This is a genomic window from Paenibacillus sp. ATY16 (assembly GCF_003399985.2).
Taxonomy (GTDB): domain Bacteria; phylum Bacillota; class Bacilli; order Paenibacillales; family Paenibacillaceae; genus Pristimantibacillus; species Pristimantibacillus glycanilyticus.
This window is the reverse complement of the sequence record NZ_NMOK02000053.1, coordinates 87,110-107,926: the sequence shown is the minus strand read 5'-3', so window position 1 is coordinate 107,926 and position 20,817 is coordinate 87,110. Positions and strand designations below refer to the sequence as shown.

Annotated in this window: 18 protein-coding genes; all 18 read left to right on the top strand. The window is 53.8% G+C overall.

Annotation, left to right across the window (positions count from 1 at the left end):
• Positions 1-8: 8 nt before the first annotated feature.
• The 18 genes from CFI03_RS28630 (at position 9) to CFI03_RS28545 (ending at position 20,778) form a co-directional block, all read left to right on the top strand.
• Positions 9-803, top strand: coding sequence for an ABC transporter ATP-binding protein (locus tag CFI03_RS28630; protein ID WP_248762533.1), 795 nt, complete (start codon positions 9-11; stop codon positions 801-803).
• Complete coding sequence (locus tag CFI03_RS28625; RefSeq protein ID WP_248762532.1) at positions 796-1,662, top strand: ABC transporter permease; 867 nt, start codon at positions 796-798, stop codon at positions 1,660-1,662. Before CFI03_RS28630 ends, CFI03_RS28625 begins: the two co-directional genes overlap by 8 nt.
• A gap of 39 nt (positions 1,663-1,701) precedes the next feature.
• Positions 1,702-2,670 (top strand): aromatic acid exporter family protein, encoded by a 969-nt coding sequence (locus CFI03_RS28620; protein WP_127491416.1) that lies wholly within the window; start codon positions 1,702-1,704, stop codon positions 2,668-2,670.
• A gap of 106 nt (positions 2,671-2,776) precedes the next feature.
• On the top strand, positions 2,777-3,334 hold the full coding sequence (locus CFI03_RS28615; RefSeq protein ID WP_127491414.1) for an outer spore coat protein CotE: 558 nt from the start codon (positions 2,777-2,779) through the stop codon (positions 3,332-3,334).
• 154 nt (positions 3,335-3,488) lie between these two features.
• Positions 3,489-4,694 carry a putative amidoligase domain-containing protein gene (locus CFI03_RS28610; RefSeq protein ID WP_248762531.1) on the top strand — a complete coding sequence of 402 codons (1,206 nt, stop codon included), beginning with the start codon at positions 3,489-3,491 and terminating at the stop codon, positions 4,692-4,694.
• 256 nt (positions 4,695-4,950) lie between these two features.
• Positions 4,951-7,653 (top strand): DNA mismatch repair protein MutS, encoded by a 2,703-nt coding sequence (mutS, locus tag CFI03_RS28605; RefSeq protein WP_248762530.1) that lies wholly within the window; start codon positions 4,951-4,953, stop codon positions 7,651-7,653.
• A 34-nt stretch (positions 7,654-7,687) separates the two neighbouring features.
• On the top strand, positions 7,688-9,733 hold the full coding sequence (gene mutL / locus CFI03_RS28600) for a DNA mismatch repair endonuclease MutL (RefSeq protein ID WP_248762529.1): 2,046 nt from the start codon (positions 7,688-7,690) through the stop codon (positions 9,731-9,733).
• A complete protein-coding gene (locus CFI03_RS28595; protein ID WP_248762528.1) occupies positions 9,730-10,521 on the top strand; it encodes a class I SAM-dependent methyltransferase in 792 nt (263 codons plus the stop codon). The genes mutL and CFI03_RS28595 overlap by 4 nt, the downstream gene beginning before the upstream one ends.
• A complete protein-coding gene (gene miaA / locus CFI03_RS28590; protein ID WP_248762527.1) occupies positions 10,502-11,509 on the top strand; it encodes a tRNA (adenosine(37)-N6)-dimethylallyltransferase MiaA in 1,008 nt (335 codons plus the stop codon). Before CFI03_RS28595 ends, miaA begins: the two co-directional genes overlap by 20 nt.
• Entirely contained in the window at positions 11,506-11,748 is a 243-nt protein-coding gene (gene hfq, locus CFI03_RS28585) for an RNA chaperone Hfq (protein WP_015844208.1), read from the top strand. Before miaA ends, hfq begins: the two co-directional genes overlap by 4 nt.
• A gap of 155 nt (positions 11,749-11,903) precedes the next feature.
• Positions 11,904-14,486, top strand: coding sequence for a penicillin-binding protein 1A (locus CFI03_RS28580; RefSeq protein WP_248762526.1), 2,583 nt, complete (start codon positions 11,904-11,906; stop codon positions 14,484-14,486).
• Between the two features lie 17 nt (positions 14,487-14,503).
• Positions 14,504-15,118: a peptidylprolyl isomerase gene (locus CFI03_RS28575; protein ID WP_248762525.1), complete on the top strand. Its 615-nt coding sequence runs from the start codon at positions 14,504-14,506 to the stop codon at positions 15,116-15,118.
• A gap of 216 nt (positions 15,119-15,334) precedes the next feature.
• Positions 15,335-15,886 carry a ribonuclease FAU-1 family protein gene (locus CFI03_RS28570; protein WP_015844211.1) on the top strand — a complete coding sequence of 184 codons (552 nt, stop codon included), beginning with the start codon at positions 15,335-15,337 and terminating at the stop codon, positions 15,884-15,886.
• On the top strand, positions 15,883-16,542 hold the full coding sequence (locus tag CFI03_RS28565; RefSeq protein WP_248762524.1) for a YdcF family protein: 660 nt from the start codon (positions 15,883-15,885) through the stop codon (positions 16,540-16,542). The genes CFI03_RS28570 and CFI03_RS28565 overlap by 4 nt, the downstream gene beginning before the upstream one ends.
• 119 nt (positions 16,543-16,661) lie before the next feature.
• A complete protein-coding gene (locus CFI03_RS28560; RefSeq protein WP_127491396.1) occupies positions 16,662-17,642 on the top strand; it encodes an AAA family ATPase in 981 nt (326 codons plus the stop codon).
• Between the two features lie 22 nt (positions 17,643-17,664).
• Complete coding sequence (gene hflX / locus CFI03_RS28555) at positions 17,665-18,954, top strand: GTPase HflX (protein WP_127491394.1); 1,290 nt, start codon at positions 17,665-17,667, stop codon at positions 18,952-18,954.
• Positions 18,955-18,997: 43 nt separating this feature from the next.
• The gene (locus tag CFI03_RS28550) at positions 18,998-20,290 is read left to right on the top strand and encodes a methionine gamma-lyase family protein (RefSeq protein WP_248762523.1); all 1,293 of its coding nucleotides are present in this window, start codon (positions 18,998-19,000) and stop codon (positions 20,288-20,290) included.
• 77 nt (positions 20,291-20,367) lie between these two features.
• Positions 20,368-20,778, top strand: coding sequence for a MerR family transcriptional regulator (locus tag CFI03_RS28545; protein ID WP_015844216.1), 411 nt, complete (start codon positions 20,368-20,370; stop codon positions 20,776-20,778).
• Positions 20,779-20,817 lie beyond the last annotated feature (39 nt).

Genomic DNA, 20,817 nt, shown 5'->3' with positions numbered 1-20,817 from the left:
GAATTTCGATGGCTGGCGAAGATAATCGGCTGGAGCTGAAGGATGTGTCCCATGTCTACGTCAACGAAAAGGGTGCTTCCTTGGCCGTCGAGAATTTGAATTTGACGGTTCGGCGCGGTGAGTTCGTCAGCCTCGTCGGTCCGAGCGGCTGCGGTAAAACAACGATTCTCAGCATGCTTGCGGGTTTATTTCCTCCAACCGGAGGGCAGGTGCTTCTCGCGGGAGCGCCTGTCCTTGGCCCGTCAAGGCTCGTCGGCTATATGCTGCAGCAGGATTTCCTGTTCCCGTGGCGGACGATCCGGGATAATGCCGCAATCGGCCTGGAAATTGCCGGCGGGAAGACGGCCGCGGCGATGAAGGAAGTAGACCGGCTGCTGACGGAGCTGGGGCTGCCTGGTTCGGGCGGCAAGTACCCTCATGAGCTTTCGGGCGGCATGCGGCAGCGTGTTGCCTTGGCCCGGATGCTGGCGACTAATCCGGAAGTGATGCTGCTGGATGAACCTTTTTCCGCGCTGGATCTGCATATCAAGCTTCAGCTTGAAGATCTGGTAGACGAAACGCTTAAGCGTCTTGGCAAAACAGCCGTTCTCGTTACTCACGACCTGGCGGAAGCCGCGGCCATGAGCGACCGGGTAATCGTGCTGGCCGCTAACCCGGGCAGAATCGTGAAGGAGCTTGTGGTGCCGGACGAAATCCGTCAGTCCAGGCCGATGGAGGCGCGCAAGCTTCCGGGCTTTCAGGACGTATTCGATCAGTTGTGGGCAGAGCTTAACCGGGCGGAAGGAGGCGGAGGGCATGCCTAAGGAAGAGAAATCGGGCAAGAACGTATGGTTATCCGGCGTTGAGGAAGACCGCGAGAGCGGTATGAAACAGCTTCATTCGCAGTTCAAGCAAAAAGCTAGACGGGTCACTGCGGCAGTAGGCACAACACAGATTACGATCTTGCTGCTGTTCATTGCCCTATGGGAAGCGGCAGGCAGACAAAAGTGGATCGATCCTCTGCTTTTCAGCTACCCGACCAAAATCATCAATCAACTATGGAATTCGATGGCGGACGGCTCGATCTGGCCGCATATCGGAATGACCGTGTCCGAGACGATTATCGGATTCCTGCTCGGTACCCTGGTCGGTACCGGAATCGCGGCGCTATTGTGGTGGTTTCCTTTTTTATCGAGAGTACTGGACCCTTATCTGGTCGTCTTAAACAGTTTGCCGAAGGTTGCGCTTGGTCCGCTTTTCATCGTTACGCTCGGACCGGGCTTTACTTCGATTGTGGCGGTAACCTTGTCGGTAACGGTTATTATCACAACGATTAATATATACAACCGGTTCAGAGAGATTGAAGCGGGTTATATCAAGGTGGTCCGGCTGTTTGGCGCGAGCAGGGCGCAGCTGTTCCGGCTTGTCATTCTGCCTGCCTCTTTTCCGGTCATTATATCGGCTTTAAAAGTCAATGTAGGTCTCGCCTGGATCGGGGTTATCGTCGGCGAATTCCTGGTCGCCAAGCTTGGACTCGGCTATCTGATGATTTACGGCTTCCAGGTATTTAATTTCACCCTCGTCTTATCCACTTTGATTGTCATTGCCGTAGTCGCAACGATTATGTATCAACTTGTGGCGATATTGGAACGTAAGTTGACGTCAGGCTGGCGGGAGCGTTAGGATTAAGCGTATTAATCTATCCGAACGTGAGGGGAATAAGTGGGCATTCGCATTATCAAAACAGCTTTAGCAGCCATTATCGCCATTTATTCGGCTGTATATTTGAACTTGGATCCGCCGCTTGGTGCGGGTATTCTTGCTATTCTCGGTGTAGAAGTCAGCCGGATGAAAGGGCTGAAGAGCGCTGTTGAGCGCTTCGTCGCTTCTTCGCTGGGACTTTTTTTTGCCTCTTTGGTCTTTACGATCTTTGGCTTTCATATTTGGGTAGTGGCGTTATTCATTTTGATGACGTTCCCGGTATTGGCACGTTTTCAACTAAAGGACGGCATCGTAACCAGCGCGGTTATCGTATTCCAGCTGTTCGCTCATGGGGAAGTCACCGTTGACGTATTGGAAAACGAAGTGCTGCTCATGATCTGCGGTCTGGGCTGGGCAACCGTGATCAACTTCATCTATATGCCGAAGGATCAGCATCTGCTCGAATCGCTCAAAGCTTCCGTCGAAAAGCTGTTTGGCGATATTTTCACCGAGATGGGCAGTACGCTGCGCGACCCTTCGCATATTTGGAATGGCAGTGAGCTGCTGGAGGTTCACCGGATTATAAATGAAGGGGCCCGCCGGGCCGTGCTGAACAAGGAGAACCGGCTTTTCGGGCAGGAGCATTATTGGTCCACATACTTCGAAATGCGGCGTCTGCAGCTCGAGTCGGTGCAGGCGATGCTGGAGGAGCTGGCGCTCGTCTACGAGAAGCTGCCGCAGAACGAACCGCTTGCGGAGCTGCTGGAGCTTCTGTCCGGGGAAGTGAAATCCGAGGTGTACCGCGGGATAACGGAGAAACGCTTGTCCGAATTGAGGCAGCTTTACAAGTCGATGGAGCTTCCGCGCACACGGGATGAGTTCGAGCTTCGCGCAGCTATATTGAAGATGACGATGGAGCTTGAAAGATATTTGGCAATCGCCAAACGATTAAAGAAAAGAAATGTCATGTTAGACAAAGCGGAGCCATAAAATAAAGAGGGATAAAATTCGTGGCGGCGCGGGAAAGATTCAGTCACCCTAGACGAATGACCTGCATACACTTTAAATGAATGATTGTATGGAGGAGGTTAAATCGATGACATTTGCAGATAAACAGCTACAAGGTAGAGAGATTATAACGAAAGCTGTCTGCGGGAAAGGTCGTAAGTTTTCCACTGTCTCTCATACCGTAACACCGCCTCATCACCCGACCAGCATATTGGGTGCGTGGGTAATCAACCACCAATATGAAGCGGTTCGATCGGGCGACGGAATTGAGGTAATTGGTACTTACGATCTCAACATTTGGTATTCGTATAGCAAGAATTCGCAAACGGACGTAGCAAAAGAAACCGTGCATTACGTAGAGCATGTGCCTCTTTCTTACCTGGATCCTAAGCATCGGTCTTCTACGGAAGAGGTATCCGCCGATTGCATTCAGGAGCCTAACTGCATTGAGGCCAACATCTCGTCAAGCGGTTCCGGCGTTGTCGTTCGCGTTGAGCGCGAGTATGCGGTTGAAATGATCGCCGAGACTAAAGTTTGGGTAGCCTGCTTCCCGGGCGGCTACGACGACGGCAAAGAACTTGAGTTCGGTCTCGGCGACGGGGATTACGAGGATCTGGATCCCGACTTACTGGACGACGATCTGTAAGCCGGAAGCCCATATCCGCTTCTGTACTGTAAGATATGCCGCCAAGGCGGCAAATTCGAGGGCGAAAGCCCTCTTTTTGTTGAATTCATTTAATTTGGGCATTCGCCGCATGCCCTTAGTCGTTATCGAATCCAAGTAAAAGAAGGTGGCGGGTATGGCTGGCAACCGGCTGAACCGGCTTGAGAACGAACGGCGGGTAATTGCTTTGACGGAAGACGAGATGCAGGCAAGGTGGCTTCGGGCCGGTCTTTACCGGGAGCAGCAGGGGGATGAACGTTTATACCGCGTTCAAGCAGCCGATCTTGCGCTGATTGAGCTTAAGCGGATTAACGGGGCAGGCAGGACGTTAGGCAGCGGAGAACCGATTGCCGCCGCCACTGGTGGACATCCGGCCGAATGGCCGGCGGATCCCGTGCTCCGGCGGGTGATCCGTAGAGCGATCGCCGGACTTTACGCAGCAGGCATGGATGCGGGAGAAGCGGATGTTGCGCTGGACACGGACGGCCGCGTATCGATGAGAGCGGCAAGGAGGCGCAAAATAGCTCCGCTGCAGCAGCCAGAGGCTGAAGCGGGGCTCCAGGAAGCGCCAATGCTTATCGGAGCGGATCCGGAGTTTGTGTTTATTCGGCCGGATGGCAAGGTTGCTCCGGCCTCCCGGTATTTGGGAGGCGTCGGCGGCGCCGCTGGCAGCGACGCCATGCTGATCGGGCGACGGCTGATGTATCCCGTCGCCGAGCTCCGGCCCGAGCCGGCCGCCGACCCGGCCGGGCTCACGGCTAACATCCGGCGGCTGCTGCTCCGCGCCGCCGGGCTTGTCCGCGACCCGAGCCTTCGCTGGGCCGCGGGTGCCATGCCCGTGCCGGGGCTTGCGCTCGGCGGGCATATCCATCTCAGCGGCGTGCGGCTGACGCCGCGCCTGCTGCGCCTGCTCGACAGCTACGCCGCGTTCCCGCTGGCGCTGGTCGAGGATCCCGCCGGCCGCGGGAGGCGCCCCCGCTACGGCGTCCTGGGCGATTACCGCCATCAGCCGCATGGCGGCTTCGAATACCGGACGCTGCCGAGCTGGCTCGTGTCGCCGGCCGCGGCCAAAGCCGCCTTCGCGCTTGCGCTTCTCTGCGCGCGCGAGGCGGATGCGTTGCACGACATACCGGCTCTTGACGAGCGGTATGTCGCAGCCTACTACGCCGGCGACCGCGCGGAGCTCGCCGGCTGTCTCGACGGCGTCGCCGCAGCGATGGCGGCGACGGCAAGCTACGCCGCGCTGGCGCCGTACATCGAGCCTTTGCTCGATGCGGCGAGGCGCGGCGCCGCCTGGGATGAGCGGGCTGACATCCGCGTCAAATGGCGCATCCCTCGTTAATAAGGGATGCGCCATTTGCTTACCGTCCAACATGCCTAATCGCCTTTATGATGCTTTCTAAGCTTTAGAACACAAGGTGCCGTTATAGGCTTCGCCTAGCTGAACAGGCTTTTTCTTCCGGCTTCTTCCGGTTGTTTGCGCGGCTTCGGTTATGCAGGTTGGCGCGCGGCAATCGGCTTGGTATAATAGCAGAATGATGTTTTTTAAATATTGAATAGTAAGAAACTCGAATGCTATGTACCTGGGAGGGGCAACAGTGGCTGGTTATACCCCGATGATTCAACAATATCTCGCAATCAAGGAGCAAGCGAAAGACGCGTTCCTTTTCTTCCGTCTCGGCGATTTCTACGAGATGTTTTTTGACGATGCTATAAATGCTTCGCGCGAGCTTGAAATTACATTAACGGGCAGAGAGGGCGGCGTGTCGGAGAAAATTCCGATGTGCGGCGTTCCTTATCATTCTGCGGAAAACTATATTGCTAGGCTTGTCGAAAAAGGCTTCAAGGTAGCGGTCTGCGAGCAGGTGGAGGATCCTAGCGCAGCCAAAGGCGTTGTGCGACGGGAGATCGTCCGCGTTATTACGCCGGGTACCGTTATGGAATCGAAGTCGCTTGCCGATAAATCCAACAACTTTATCGTATCCGTCGGGTCGGTCTCTACGGCGGCAATCGGCATGGCGGCCTGCGACTTGTCCACAGGCGAGCTGTATGCGACATCGCTGGCTTTCAATATCGATACGCTAATAGACGAGATTAACGTCTATCAGCCTGCCGAAATCGTGGGCGACGAAAGCCTGCTGGCTCAGCTCAAGGAGCAGGCGGTATGGAACCGTCCCGTACTGCTGACAAGCCGCGAGCCTATGGCCGAGGACAAGCTCCGCCAGCAGTTCGAAGACGAACAGCTGGAAGGACTTGACGAAACGCGTTACCGCGCCGTTAGCCTCTTGACCGGTTATCTGGAGGAGACGCAGAAGCGTTCCCTTGGCCATGTCCGTACAATCCGCGCTTATGAGCCGAATCAATATATGATTCTGGACCATTACACGCGCCGCAATCTCGAGCTGACCGAGACGGTCCGCGACCGGAGCAAAAAAGGTTCTCTTCTATGGCTGCTCGACCGGACCCAGACGTCAATGGGGGCAAGGCTGCTTAGACGCTGGATCGACAAGCCGCTGCTGAACCGTTCGAAGATTGAAGAACGGTACGAAGCGGTTGATTCGCTCTACCGGAACTTGATTGCCCGCGACGATATCCGTTCGGAGCTGAACCATGTTTACGATCTCGAGCGGCTTGTTGGCCGGGTCGCTTTCGGAAGCGCGAACGGCAGGGATATGAATGCGCTGAAAAGCTCCATCCGCCGCACGCCTCAGCTTGTCGAGCTGGCGCGTCAAGCCGGCTCCGAGCGGCTTCGCCAGCTTGTTGACGGGCTGGACGACTGCTCCGATCTGTCCGATCTGATCGAGACGGTTATCGTGGACGAGCCTCCCGTATCGATACGGGAAGGCGGATTGATCCGGGCAGGTTACGACGATTACCTTGATCAGCTTCGCGAAGCCAGCACGAACGGCAAGAAATGGCTTGCGGAGCTGGAACGCAGGGAACGCGAAGCAACCGGCATCAAAACGATTAAAATCGGCTTCAATAAAGTATTCGGTTATTACCTTGAGGTATCCAAAGGCGCCTTGGGCATGCTGCCCGAAGGCCGTTACGAACGGAAGCAGACGCTGGCGAACGCGGAGCGCTTCGTAACGCCGGAGCTGAAGGAGAAGGAACGGCTTATTCTCGAAGCCGAGGATAAGATGGTTGACCTGGAGCATGCCCGTTTTATCGAGCTTCGGGATCATCTGGCTCTGCAGCTTCATCGTCTGCAACGTCTGGCCGAGGTTGTGGCGGAACTGGACGTCTACCAGTCGCTCGCTACGGTCAGCGCGGAGAGAAGATTTGTCCGTCCGGTTATAACCGATCAATATAATCTAGTTATCGAAGAAGGAAGACATCCGGTAGTTGAAGCGGTAATGGACGGCGTACCGTTTATTAACAACGCTACTTCGCTGCGCCAAGAGGACCAGTCGATGCTGCTTATTACCGGCCCGAATATGGCGGGTAAAAGCACCTATATGCGCCAGGTGGCCTTAATTTGCATCATGGCTCAGATTGGCTGCTTTGTGCCGGCAAAAACGGCGGAAATTCCGATGATCGACCGCATCTTTACCCGGATTGGCGCTGCCGACGATCTTATCGGCGGTCAAAGTACCTTTATGGTAGAAATGAAGGATATTCAGCTCATGACGGAAAAGGCGACGGCAAGCAGTCTCGTGATCATTGACGAGCTTGGTCGGGGTACGTCAACAAGCGAAGGAATGTCTATCGCTCAAGCGGTCATCGAGTTCGTGCATCACCATATCGGCTGCAAAGCGCTTGTCTCCACGCATTTCCATGAGCTGTCGCATCTGGAGGCTTCCCTGCCGAAGCTGGCGAACGCCTGCATGGCCGTACAGGAAAGCGGCGACCATGTGACCTTCCTGCGCAAGCTGATTCCCGGAGCGGCAAGCACAAGCTACGGGATTTATTGCGCAAGGCTGGCGGGGCTTCCGAATTCCATTATTGACCGGGCTTACGTCCTGCTTGAGCATTTGGAGGAAGAGGCATCGGAGAAGTCGCCGGCAGACGCAGCCATTGCGACCGCGAGTTTAGCGGCTGAAGCTTCCTCAGCTCCTTCTTATGCGGCTGTTCCCGAGTCCGGGATGGCATTCAAGGAAACGGCGGCCGCCGTGCAGCTCTCCATCTTTGACGAGCCGCCAGCGCCGGCTGTTCAGCCGGTACAGGAGCAAGGGCGCCGCAAAGCCTCGCCGAAGGCCGAGCAGCTCGCCGACCAGCTCCGCAAGCTGGACTTGTTCAATATGACGCCGATGCAAGCGATGCAATGGCTTAACGAAATGAAGCAGAAGCTGAACGATTAGCTTGAAGTCGTTTTAGAAGCAAGGAGGGGTTCGCATGGGGAAAATCCAGGTATTGGATGAGCAGCTTGCCAACCAGATTGCGGCAGGCGAGGTTGTGGAACGGCCTGCGTCCGTCATTAAGGAGCTGGTCGAGAACGCGATTGATGCCGGAAGCTCCGTTATCGATATTACGATCGAAGAAGGCGGATTGTCGTTTATTCGGGTTACCGATAACGGCGCGGGCATAGAGCCGGCGGATATGGAAACCGCGTTTCAACGGCATGCCACGAGTAAAATCTCGTCCAGCAGCGATCTGTTCAAAATCGCAAGCCTTGGCTTCCGCGGCGAAGCGCTGCCGAGTATCGCGGCCGTATCGCGGCTCGAATGCGTGTCGTCGATCGATTCGACGGGCTTAGCCCAGCGCCTTTTAATAGAAGGCGGAACGGTTACGGCCAATGAGCCTGCCAATGCCCCTCAAGGCACCGACATGTCGGTGCGGGATTTATTTTACAATACGCCGGCAAGGCTGAAATATATGAAAGCCATCCAGACGGAGCTTGGACATATAACAGATTACGTATACCGGATCGCCTTGGCGCATCCGGGAATAGCGGTCACGCTGAAGCATAACGGCTCGGTGCTGCTTCGGACGCTTGGCACCGGCGATAGACTTCAAGTTATTGCGGCCGTGTATGGAACGAATACGGCTAAGGCGATGCTGAAGGTGGAAGGCGAGACGTCCGATTACGATTTGCGCGGGTTTATATCGAAGCCGGAGCTGACGCGGGCGAACCGCAACGGCATGACCGTCATCGTGAACGGCCGCTATATTCGAAGCCATGCGGTCAATCAGGCTATTCTGCAGGCTTATCACACGCTGCTGCCGATTAACCGTTTTCCCATTGTCGTATTGGAGATCGGCATGCATCCAAGCCTGCTTGACGTGAACGTTCATCCTTCCAAGATGGAAGTCCGGTTCAGCAAGGAAAACGAGCTGAGAACGTTGGTAGAGCAGGCGGTAAAAGGAGCGCTTGGACAGGTACGGCATATTCCGGGGCCGGCCGAAAAGCCGGAGCGTGAGAAGCCGTTGTTCGTACAGGACGCGATTTCCTTCCATCGGCCCGATCCGCTATCCATGCCTTGGGGACAGGAGCGAAGCACTTCCCAGCCTAACGGCTCGGGAACTCCCGGCGGTACAACTAATTTGCCCGGAAGCGGCTTTAACCCAGGCAGGCCAGCCGGACTGTCAACGTCTGCTGCTGCCAGCACGGGTACATCGTATAATAATTCTTCCTTCCCTCAGCCTCCGAAGCGCGATTACGTACCTAAGGATGCGACGGAACGTCTGTACAAGCCCGCCGAGCAGCGCGAAGCATCCGTGCGCGAAGCAGTTGCTCCGTGGGAGCAAGCCGCTCCGGCACTTCAGGCGGCGGAAGCAACGGCGGCAACGCCTCCGGCACCGGATTCTGAGCTGCCTGCGGGCGAGGCGAACGAACGTCCGGACGGTACGCCGGCCTTCCCGGACCTGTACTGGATCGGACAGCTTCATGGCACGTATATCGTGGCGCAGGCTGAGGAAGGACTGTATCTGATCGATCAGCATGCGGCCCATGAACGCATTAATTACGAGTATTACTTCCGGAAATTCGGCAATCCGCAAGCGGCAAGCCAGCAGCTGCTGGTTCCGCTCACCCTGGAATTTACTTCAGGCGAAGCTGAGCAATTGCGCGGCATGACAGGTTTATTCCAGGAAGCGGGCGTTGAGCTGGAGCCGTTTGGGGCGCAGACTTTTCTTGTGCGCGCTTATCCGGAATGGTTCCCGCAAGGCGAGGAGCAGGCCATTATCGAGGAAATGGCGGAACTCTTGCTAAGCGAGCGCAAGTCCATTAATATTGCGAAGCTCAGGGAAAAAGCGGCGATTATGTGCTCCTGCAAAGCTTCGATTAAAGCCAATGACCGGAAGACCCGGGAAGAGGGAGAGGCGCTGCTGGCCCGCCTTGCGGCGTGCAATCAGCCTTATACCTGCCCGCACGGCCGTCCGATCGTGGTTCATCTTTCGACCTATCAGCTAGAAAAAATGTTTAAACGGGTGATGTCATGATCGTAACAACCGCGGACAAGCCTTCTCAGCGGGCATTAGCGACCGCCAGACGGCTTGCGGGAGAGCTATCCGCTCCGTACGTTCCGCGAGGCAAACAAACGCTTCGGCAGATGGCCGAGAGGATGGAGGAGATCCGTCTGATTGTCGTAACGGAGAAGGAAGTCCGTTATTACGACGGCCAGACGGAGTCGCCGCTCTATTTTCATCCCAGCATGGCTTTCGTAAGGGTGAAAAGGCTGCGGCGCGGAGAAAGCGATCCCTTGCTTGACCTGACGGGCTGCAAGCCGGGAGACCGCATCATAGACTGCACCGCGGGGCTTGCGGCGGATTCGCTTGTATTCTCGTACGCGGCAGGCGAATCGGGAGCGGTGACCGCCATAGAGAGCGAGCCTATCTTGTGCGCGGTTGTGCGCGAAGGGCTGGCGGGTTATCAATCCGGCTTGCCGGATGTGGACGCAGCCATGCGCAGAATCAATATGATCAACGTTAACCATGCCGAATATTTGGCGGGACTTCCGGATAATAGCGTTGACATCGTCTATTTCGATCCGATGTTCCGCCAGCCGATTCACGAGTCAAGCGCCCTGGAGCCGCTGCGCAAGCTGGCTAACGACAGCGCGTTGACGGAGAAAGCCGTGCAGGAAGCAATCAGGGTCGCGCGCAAGACCGTCGTAATGAAGGAGCATCGCGAGAGCGGGGAATTCGAACGGCTTGGATTCGAACGGCGGCATGTGAATACGTCGAAAATAGCTTATGGAGTGATAGAGGTTGCAGGAAGCAGCAAATAAGGAACGCAAGCAGCCGCTGCTTGTTCTGGTTGGACCGACGGCTGTAGGCAAGACGCAGCTCAGCCTCGATCTTGCCAAAGCATGGAACGCCGAGATTATATCCGGCGATTCGATGCAGGTGTACAAGGAGATGGATATCGGCACGGCCAAGCTGCCGCTGGCCGAGCGGCAGGGAATTGTCCACCATCTGATCGATATTTGCGAGCCGGACGTGGCTTATTCGGTCGCCGACTTTCAAGTGCATTGCAGGGAGGCGATTGCCGATATTTCGGCTAGGGGCAAGCTTCCTTTTATCGTGGGAGGTACCGGGCTCTACGTTGAATCCGTCTGCTATGGCTTTGAATTTAACGAAAACGGTTCGGACCCCGCCTTTCGGGACGAGCAGCAGCGTTATGCGGAGGAGCACGGCGCCGAAGCCCTTCACGCAAGGCTTGCGGAGGTAGACCCGAAGTCCGCCGAGCGGCTGCATCCGAATGACCAGCGCCGTATTATTCGCGCGCTTGAAATTTTTCATCTGTCGGGCGAGATGATGTCGGCCCAGCTGGAAAGACAAAAAAAAGAATCGCCCTACGAATTGTGTATATTGGGTCTCGCCATGGATAGGAAAGTGCTCTACTCCCGCATCGAACAGCGGGTTGATCAAATGCTGGAGGATGGACTCGTCGAGGAAGTAAGAGGACTGCTGGAGCGCGGCGTGACGGAGGACAGCCTTGCCATGCAAGGGCTTGGCTACAAGGAAATCGTCATGTACCTGCGCGGCGAATGCACGCTTGAGGCGGCAGTAGAGCTTCTGAAAAGGGATACGAGAAGGTTCGCCAAACGCCAGCTCTCCTGGTTCCGGCACATGAAGGATATCGAGTGGATCGACATGGGGGAAAATTTTCACAACAATTTGCGGCGGATTCATGGTATAATAGCAGGAAAGTTTCAAGTCAATCTTGAATATACTTCTAATCAATCTTTTTTAGACGGGGGTAACGTCCAATGAACAAATCGATCAATATTCAAGATACTTTCTTGAACCAACTGCGTAAAGACAACATTCCGGTTACGGTTTTCTTAATGAACGGCTTTCAGATCAGAGGCGTTATTAAAGCGTTCGATAACTTTACGATCATCATTGACAGCGAAGGTCGTCAGCAAATGGTGTACAAGCACGCGATTTCGACGTTTACTCCTCAGCGTAACGTATCATTAATGCAAGACAACAGTGCTTCGGAAGCATAGAACGTAACGTTATTTGTGAAACCTTCTACTTGCAGGTAACGTTTAACTTGATAGCGGAAGGCAAGAACAACCCGCTCCAGCAGGGTTGTTCTTTTCATTCCGGGGTATATTGAAGGGTAGAGAAAACAGATTTTGGAACAACTGGAGGGAACCTAATGGCTGAACAACCAAGACGAAGCAAACCAAAGGAGACGAAGCGCGGGTCCGTCAAGAAAAAGAAAAGAATGACGCCCCGTAAATGGTTTTTCGCGTTTTTCTTCACCATCGTGTTTGCCATCGTCTGCGGAATCATCGGTTATTTGTTTATTACCTTGAACGGCGAACGGATCTTGACGGAAAATGCGGATAAGCTTGAACTCGGCGAAGCGTCGATTATATATGATGCAAACGGCAAAGAGGTTACAAAGCTGTACGACTCTAGCGCGAACAGGGAAATTGCCGAGTATGAAGAAATGCCGAAGCTGCTCCTCGATGCTTTCGTGGCAACGGAGGATCAGCGGTTCTACGAGCATTCCGGGATTGACTTTTTCTCCATCGGACGCGCCGTCGTGAAGGACGTTATCGCCAGAAGCAAAGTGGAAGGCGCAAGCACCATCACGCAGCAGCTGGCGAAAAATATATTCCTGACCGCGGACAAAACCTTCTTCCGCAAAGCGACGGAGGCTTCCATTGCGGTAGCGCTTGAGAATAAATATTCCAAGCAGGAAATTTTGACGATGTACCTGAACCGGATTACATTCGGTAAAGGGATCTACGGCATTAAAGGCGCCGCGGATTATTATTTCGATACGGATCTTAAAGATTTGAAACTATGGCAGATTGCAACGCTTGCGGGAATGCCTAAAGCTCCAAACCGTTACAATCCGATTAATGATCCCGAATCATCGATGACGCGGCGCGCTGTCGTTTTAAAGCTGATGTATGATCAAAAACTGATTACGCAGCAGGAAATGGAAGAAGCGAAAGCGGTAGTTTATGAGCCGCCGGCCAATATCGATCAAAAGAAAAGCGATCCCTATAAAGCTTATGTGGATTATGCGATAGAAGAGGCAATCAAAGTAATGCCGGGTATGACGGAGGATGAGCTTCGCATTGGCGGCTACCGCATTTACACGTCCCTCAACACGACAGCTCAGCAAGCGGTAGAGAAAGAATTCGCGGACGACGGCAACTTCGAGAAGAGTCCGGACGATCAGAAGGCGCAAGGCGCCATGATTATTATGGACCACCGCGACGGAACCATTCAGGCGATGGCCGGAGGCCGTGATTACGTTCGTAAAGGACTTAACCGCGTCGAAGTGAAACGTCAGCCTGGTTCATCGTTTAAGCCAATCGTTTCATACGGTCCGGCTCTCGAAACCGGTGATTATTATCCTTGGACGGTTCTGAATCAGGATTCGCAAAAATGCTTCGGCAATTATTGCCCAAGGGATCCTCATGGAGCCGGTCCGGTGACTATGCAAGAAGCAATCAAGGAATCCCGCAACCTGGCTGCAGTATGGACGCTTAATCAGGTGGGCATCAGCAACGGTATTGCTTTTGCCAAGAAGCTTGGAATCGAGCTGGCTCCGGAAGACCGCAACCTTGCGATAGCTCTTGGAGGCCTGACGCAAGGGGTAACGCCGATGCAAATGGCGGAAGCCTACAGCGTATTCGCAAACGGCGGCAAATCGGTTGATCCTCATACGATTACGAAGATTGAAACTGCGGCGAACAAGAAGGTTTATACGTATCACGCACCGGCGTCGAAGCAACTGATGAAGCCGGAGACCGCGTGGTATATGACGCAGATGATGCAAACCGTTCTTGAAAGCGGCGGTACGGGTACGGGAGCGCGAATCGACCGTCCGGTAGCCGGAAAGACGGGGACGTCCCAGCACGGGATTCCTAACTTTAATTCCAGCGCGAACAGGGATGCCTGGTTTGTGGGCTACACGCCGGAATGGACTGCTGCCGTCTGGATGGGCTATGATAAAACCGACAAGCAGCATGTCATCAAGAAGAGCAGCTCGCAGGCTGCGGCAATGTTCGGCAAAGTAATGAAGCAGGCGATGAAGAACGTACCGAAATCTTCGTTCAAGCAGCCTGAAGGCATCAAGCAGGAAGTGAAGGAACAAGCGCCGGTGACGAACTTCAATGCGGTGTTCCTGGAAGACCAGGCGAAGGTTCAATTGTCCTGGACTGCGCCGGAGAACAGCAAAGGCGTCACTTACCGCGTATACCGCAAAGACTCGGAGCAATCGGAATTCTCCGTATTTGTAGACGTAGCTAATCCGACGGTAGACGATATGACCGTCTTCCCGGGCATGAAGTATCAATACTACGTCGTTGCCTATAACTCGGAAGAAGATAAGGAAAGCAAGCCTTCGGAGACGATTACGATTGACGTGCCGAAGACCGAAGTGGATATACCGGAGCAGCCTATGGAGCCGGATCAGCCGTCCGACGGCGAGCTTCCGGGCGATGGCAATAACGGAGGAGAAGTATCGCCACCGCCATCCACGGATCCGAATCAGCCGGTTGAATCGGAGTCCCCTGGCAACGGAGGCGCGGTGTCGCCGGGTCCCGGAAATAACGGGAACGGATCAGGCAACGGAAATGGCAACGGAACTGTGGGACCTGACCAAGGTGCGGGGGGACCGGTCGAATCGACCGATCCGGGCACCGGGAACGGAACGGTAACGGGCAAGGGAACCACTGACAAAAACGAAGCCGGAAGTGCAGGCGGCAAAGCGTAAGGAGCTGGACTTAAGGTATGGGCAAGCTGGGGAAATTTAGCTGGAGCATCATCATAATCGCAGCAGTAGCCGTATTGTTAACCAGCTGCGGCTCATCCGGCGGCTCGCCCGGACTGAAATGGGATAAGATGCCGGAGATGTCGATCAACTTAAACAAGCAGTACACCGCGAAATTTGCGACAAGCAAAGGCGATTTCACCGTAAAGCTTTACGCGGAGGAATCGCCGGTAACGGTCAACAATTTTGTTTTTCTCGCGCGTAACGGTTATTATGACGGCCTTACGTTCAACAGCATTATCGAAACGTTTATGATTCAAGGCGGGGACCCGAAGGGCGATGGAACAGGCAATCCCGGTTACTCGATACCGGATGAATTTGATACCAGCCTGAAATTCGAGCCGGGCGTCATGGCCATGATGAACAGCGGGAAGCCGAATTCGGGAGGTAGCCAGTTTTTTATCTGTACCGGTCCCGACTCTTTGAATTTGAACCAGACGCCTACGTATTCCATCTTCGGCAAGGTGGACAGCGGTATGGATACGGTTCTGGAAATTGCAAAGACGCCGGTGAACGACAAGCATGTACCGAAAGATAAGGTCACTATCAAATCGGTTACGATCGTGGAAACGTAAGAGTTAGGCTAGTATCAACGGGATGCAGCGGTTCGTCCGCTTTGTCCCGTTTTTTGTTTTTTTGCCCGGCGGCACATAAATCCCGTGAAAAGCTTGGTTTATTTTTCATGCGTAGTGGAGATGAGCGTTAAGTTATGGTAAGCTTTTTACAACGCTATCCATCATCATCGAAAGCCAAGTATTACAGGCTTATCTCAACGGAAAGGTACGTTCCGTATGAAACGAAAATTTTCGGACCGGGCAAACTGGCGTCGCATTATACGCAAAAGCTACAATTGTCTGGCGCTCGACAATGATGAATTCAAAGGTCTTGTCACGTTCTACCGGATTCATGAGTTGCGTGAGCCGCTATGGAAGGAATACAACGGGCGGCGTTTGTGTCTGGCAGACCGCGGGTATTTATGGATGCAGCATTTTCCGCGCGGCGAGCATTTTGTCGTAACAACGATGTTTGACGATAAAGGCCGTGTGGTGCAATGGTACATTGATATTTGCAAAACGCAAGGGCTGACGGATCAGCATGTGCCTTGGTTTGACGACCTTTATCTGGACGTGGTTGTACTGCCAAGCGGGGAAGTTTTTCTTCTCGATGAGGATGAGCTGGAGGAAGCTCTCCGTGACGGAGAGGTAACGGGGAAAGAAGCGGCGCTCGCCCGCAAAACAGCAGGAAGATTGCTTTCCAGTATCCGGAACGGCAGGTTCCGGTATTTCACGCTCAGCTTGAAGCATCGCAAAAGCTTGACGGAGAGAGAGCTAAGAGAATCATGAAAAGTATCGTTCAGACGGGGAGCAAGTCACGCAAACGGCGCGGGCTGCTCCTGTTTCGTCTCTTTGTAGGTTTATGTCTGTTAGGGGTATTGTGCTGCGGGTACCTGTTATGGCTGATTAACAGCTATGACGCTTCCAAGCCGGTTGAACAAGCCGATGCCGCTATCGTGCTTGGCGCTTCTTTGTGGTCGGACAAGCCAAGTCCGGCATTGAAAGAACGTCTCGATTTTGCGGACAAGCTGTACAAGGACGGCAAGGTGAAGATGCTTATCTTGAGCGGAGGGCTTGACCGCAACGGATCCAAGCTGACCGAAGCGCAAGGGATGCGGGTCTATCTGCTTGCCAAGGGAATTCCGGAGGACAAGATGCTCCTGGATAACGCGGCGCGAAGTACATACGAAAATCTGCTGAACAGTAAAGTAATCGCCGCGGAGCACGGCTTGAATAAGCTTTTGATCGTAACTCACGACTATCATGCGCCAAGAGCGATGGAGATGGCCCGTTATCTCGATTACGAGAACGTTCAGGCCGCCGCCTTTCACTCCGAAGTGCTGAGTCCGTTCAAGAACCAGTCGCGCGAAGTGCTGGCGTACGCCAAGTGGAAGGTGGATGCCGTCCTGCTGCATTTCGGTTACCGTTCTCCTGACTATCCGTAATAAAATCTGTTAATATGACCGATTCCGATAGAATACACTTGTTAGAGCGGGATATGCCGGGCTTATCTTACCGGCATGCCAAACGCTAGTGACGGTGCGAAGGATAGGTGATGCAATAGATGAGCGGACATGTCATGTCGGGATCGAATAACGGAGCAAGGCCGTCCCGTCAAATTAATGTGGTGTTGAGAAGCCAGGAACCGGTCCAAATGACGGCTTCCGCGCCTGTAGTGGATAATGAACCTCTGCCAGCCGTCAAGCCGCTCCCGCCGGGAGACCATTTTGCCGATATTCAGAAAGAGCTTGAGCCGATGGTGGGGATGGACAATGTAAAAGCCCTTATTTACGAAGTCTATGCGCTTTTATATATAACCCGTATGCGTTCGGAGGCCGGCTTGTCCGGCGGTTCCCATGTCTATCATATGATCTTTAAGGGGAATCCCGGAACCGGCAAAACAACGATAGCCCGAATTGTGGCGAAGCTGTTCCAGAAGATGGGCGTGCTCTCGAAGGGGCATCTGATCGAAGTGGAGCGGGCTGATCTGGTTGGCGAATATATCGGGCATACGGCTCAGAAGACGCGGGATATGGTACGGAAGGCGATTGGCGGCGTTCTATTCGTGGACGAAGCGTACAGCCTTGCGCGCGGCGGAGAGAAGGATTTCGGCAAGGAGGCCATTGACACGCTCGTAAAGGCGATGGAGGATCACCGCAATCAGTTTGTGCTGATTCTGGCGGGGTATCCGGCGGAGATTGATCATTTTCTGCTGACCAATCCCGGTCTGCCTTCGCGTTTTCCGATCCAAATCGATTTTCCGGACTATTCCATTGACCAATTAATCCAAATTTCCGAGCTGATGGCGAAGGAACGCGATTATAATTTAATGCCACAGTCCATATTTAAGTTAAGGCAGCATTTGATTCAAGAGAAGATGAGCGACATATTTTCGTTTAGCAATGCCAGGTACGTGCGGAATATTATTGAGAAATCGATCCGTTACCAGGCTGTCAGGCTTCTGAACCAATATTCCAACAGCATTCCCCCCAAGCAAGAACTGATGGCCATCAAGCCGGAGGACTTCAAATGGGAAACCAAATAATTCCACTCTAGAAGGAGCAAACATGCGAGAAAAAACATTTAATACGACGGCTACGATGCTGGAACGCGCCGTATTGGTCAGCTTGGTTACCCCGAATATTAAGCGTGGCATTAGCGATCCGGAGCATTCGCTCGAGGAGCTTGTTGCGCTTGCCGAGACGGCGGGAACCGAAGTGCTGACTACGATGGTGCAAAATAAAGAAGCCCCCGATACCAAATGGTTTATCGGCAAAGGCAAGGTCGAAGAATTAAGAGCGATTGCCGACGAGTTGGGAGCGACAACGGCGATATTTGACCAAGAGCTGTCCGGTGCGCAGGTTCGGAATCTGGAGGAAACGCTGGATCTGAAAATTGTGGACCGGACGCAGCTTATTCTGGATATTTTCGCGCAGCGGGCGAAGACTCGCGAAGGCATCATCCAGGTTGAGCTTGCCCAGCTCAGCTATTTGCTTCCGCGTTTGTCGGGCCACGGCAAGAATCTGTCGCGGCTTGGCGGCGGGATCGGAACGAGAGGTCCGGGCGAATCCAAGCTCGAGACAGACAGGCGTCATATTAGAGGCCGTATTTCCGATCTGAAGGCGCAGCTCGACGAAGTGGTTCGCCACCGGAAGCTGCACCGGGAGAGAAGGAAGAAATCCGGCGTTATTCAAGTTGCGCTTGTAGGCTATACGAATGCCGGAAAATCTACGCTGCTCCGTGAACTGACAAGCGCTGACGTTTATGTGGAGAACCAGCTGTTCGCCACGCTTGACCCGACTTCCCGTACGCTCGAGCTGCCGAACGGCAGAGAGGTCGTTCTAACGGATACGGTTGGTTTTATTCAGAACCTTCCTCATGACCTTGTCGCGGCATTCCGCGCTACGCTGGAGGAAGTACTGGAAGCTGATCTGGTACTCCACGTCGTTGACGGCAGCTCGCCAATGCGCGAGGAGCAGATGAGAGTCGTGGAACAAATTCTTGGCGATCTAGGAGCGGCGGGAACGCCTAGCTTAACGATCTACAATAAAAAAGACCTTTGCGAAGAAAATCACGTGGAATTGCCGACGCCGGGCACGGACACGCTTGTTATCAGCGCGTATCAAAAAGACGACCTCGAGCTCGTGCGGAATAAAATTCAGGATAAATTGACCGGCGACACGGTTGCGTTTATCCTGCCGGCCGATCGCGGAGACCTGATTGCGCTTGCTTACCGCAGCGGGGAAGTAGTGGGCAACGAAGTGAGCGAGGATGGCGAATCCTTGCGTCTGACCGTACAGGTAAGCCGTCAGGCATACGAACAAAACGGTTATAAGCTTCAGCCGTATATTGAATAATAGAATAGGGTTTACGTTAACTTAAGGGAGAGACAGGCTTAGAATGAGTTACAATGCGCAGGAAGACAATGAATCCGTATGGGATGAACTTGAAAAATTAGCGGACGAAGCGGAGGAGCTGGCTGCAGGCCAGCTTCGTTCCATTGACCGCATCGCCGAAAAAAATCAATGGAAGGTGATCCGGGCGTTTCAGCGGCACCAGGTCAGCGATTTTCATTTTACCGGCTCAACGGGGTATGGCTATAATGACCGGGGCCGTGAAGTGCTTGATCTGGTCTACGCGGATGTATTTGGAGCGGAAGCGGCGCTTGTGCGTCCGCATTTCGTATCGGGTACGCACACCATCGGGTGCGCGTTATTTGGCGTGCTCCGGCCGGGGGATGAGCTCCTTTACATTACAGGTAAGCCATACGATACGCTGCACAAGGTGATCGGCAAGCCCGGAGACGGGACGGGCTCTCTTCAGGATTGGGGCGTCCGCTATAACGAGGTGGCTCTGCACGAGGACGGAAGTCTGGATTGGACCGGCATTGAAGCCGGCATTAACGAGCGGACGAAGGTTATCGGCATTCAGCGATCGAGAGGCTATAGCTGGAGGGCGTCATTTACCGTTGCCGAGATTGGCGATATGGTTCAGCGCGTGAAGCAAATCAAGCCGGATGTGCTTGTATTTGTAGATAACTGCTACGGGGAATTTACCGAGCTTCTGGAGCCAACCCAGGTTGGGGTTGATATCATGGCGGGCTCGCTTATCAAAAATCCCGGAGGAGGCCTTGCTTCGACCGGGGGATACATCGTTGGTACTGCCGCTGCCGTGGAGCAGGCTGCCTTCCGTCTTACGGCGCCTGGCATCGGAGGGGAAGTTGGCGCTATGCTTGACACGCTGCGAGGTATTTATCAGGGCTTGTTCCTGGCGCCGCATTTGGTTGGACAAGCTGTTAAAGGAAGCGTATTTGCTTCGGCAATGTTCGAGCAGCTTGGCTTTGAAACGAAACCGCATTGGTCTGAGCCGCGTACTGACCTTATACAGGCTGTCCGTTTTGGCGGTGCGGAGCAGTTGATCGCTTTTGTACAGGGTATTCAGAAGGCTGCGGCGGTAGATTCGCATGTTGTGCCCGAGCCATGGGACATGCCGGGATACGAGCATCCCGTCATTATGGCGGCAGGGACGTTTATTCAGGGCGGAAGCCTTGAATTGTCTGCGGACGCGCCTATCCGCGAGCCTTATATCGCTTATATGCAAGGCGGTTTGACGTTTGCCCATGCGAAGTTTGGTGTTCTCACAGCGTTACGTCGACTCATTAACAACGGGCTTATCATAATTAAACGTAATTAAACCTAACACAACTTGACACGTTTTTGGTAGGGCGTTATGATAGGTGTATAAATGAGCGACTGGAAGGTTGATGCGACATGGGTGACGATATTCGTAGAAACATGGCCTTATTTCCGATCGGTATCGTAATGAAGCTGACGGATCTAACGGCGCGTCAAATTCGTTATTATGAGCAGCATGAATTGATTGTTCCCGCCAGAACGGCGGGCAACCAGCGACTGTTCTCTTTTAATGACGTTGAACGGTTACTGGAAATTAAGGCGTTAATCGAAAAAGGCGTTAATATCGCCGGCATTAAGCAAGTCATGAATCCGGTTTCAAAAGAATCGGATGATGCAACAATCGTAAGCGAGCAATCCGAAGTGAAGCGCAAGGAGCTATCCGATGCGCAGCTGCACCGCCTTCTCAAGCAGCAATTGCTGGAGAAACGCCCTGGTCAGGCTTCGCTTATTCAAGGCCAGTTGTCCCGTTTCTTGAACAAGCGCTAGCATGTCCTATTAAAGCTGATGCTTACGAAGCAAGAATTG

What these genes read in the sequence shown, in the direction of transcription:
- CFI03_RS28630 (WP_248762533.1), top strand. Translation starts at nt 9, where the DNA reads ATGGCTGGCGAAGATAATCGGCTGGAGCTGAAGGATGTGTCCCATGTC.
- CFI03_RS28625 (WP_248762532.1), top strand. Translation starts at nt 796, where the DNA reads ATGCCTAAGGAAGAGAAATCGGGCAAGAACGTATGGTTATCCGGCGTT.
- CFI03_RS28615 (WP_127491414.1), top strand. Translation starts at nt 2,777, where the DNA reads ATGACATTTGCAGATAAACAGCTACAAGGTAGAGAGATTATAACGAAA.
- CFI03_RS28610 (WP_248762531.1), top strand. Translation starts at nt 3,489, where the DNA reads ATGGCTGGCAACCGGCTGAACCGGCTTGAGAACGAACGGCGGGTAATT.
- mutL (WP_248762529.1), top strand. Translation starts at nt 7,688, where the DNA reads ATGGGGAAAATCCAGGTATTGGATGAGCAGCTTGCCAACCAGATTGCG.
- CFI03_RS28595 (WP_248762528.1), top strand. Translation starts at nt 9,730, where the DNA reads ATGATCGTAACAACCGCGGACAAGCCTTCTCAGCGGGCATTAGCGACC.
- hfq (WP_015844208.1), top strand. Translation starts at nt 11,506, where the DNA reads ATGAACAAATCGATCAATATTCAAGATACTTTCTTGAACCAACTGCGT.
- CFI03_RS28580 (WP_248762526.1), top strand. Translation starts at nt 11,904, where the DNA reads ATGGCTGAACAACCAAGACGAAGCAAACCAAAGGAGACGAAGCGCGGG.
- CFI03_RS28575 (WP_248762525.1), top strand. Translation starts at nt 14,504, where the DNA reads ATGGGCAAGCTGGGGAAATTTAGCTGGAGCATCATCATAATCGCAGCA.
- CFI03_RS28570 (WP_015844211.1), top strand. Translation starts at nt 15,335, where the DNA reads ATGAAACGAAAATTTTCGGACCGGGCAAACTGGCGTCGCATTATACGC.
- CFI03_RS28565 (WP_248762524.1), top strand. Translation starts at nt 15,883, where the DNA reads ATGAAAAGTATCGTTCAGACGGGGAGCAAGTCACGCAAACGGCGCGGG.
- CFI03_RS28560 (WP_127491396.1), top strand. Translation starts at nt 16,662, where the DNA reads ATGAGCGGACATGTCATGTCGGGATCGAATAACGGAGCAAGGCCGTCC.
- hflX (WP_127491394.1), top strand. Translation starts at nt 17,665, where the DNA reads ATGCGAGAAAAAACATTTAATACGACGGCTACGATGCTGGAACGCGCC.
- CFI03_RS28550 (WP_248762523.1), top strand. Translation starts at nt 18,998, where the DNA reads ATGAGTTACAATGCGCAGGAAGACAATGAATCCGTATGGGATGAACTT.
- CFI03_RS28545 (WP_015844216.1), top strand. Translation starts at nt 20,368, where the DNA reads ATGGGTGACGATATTCGTAGAAACATGGCCTTATTTCCGATCGGTATC.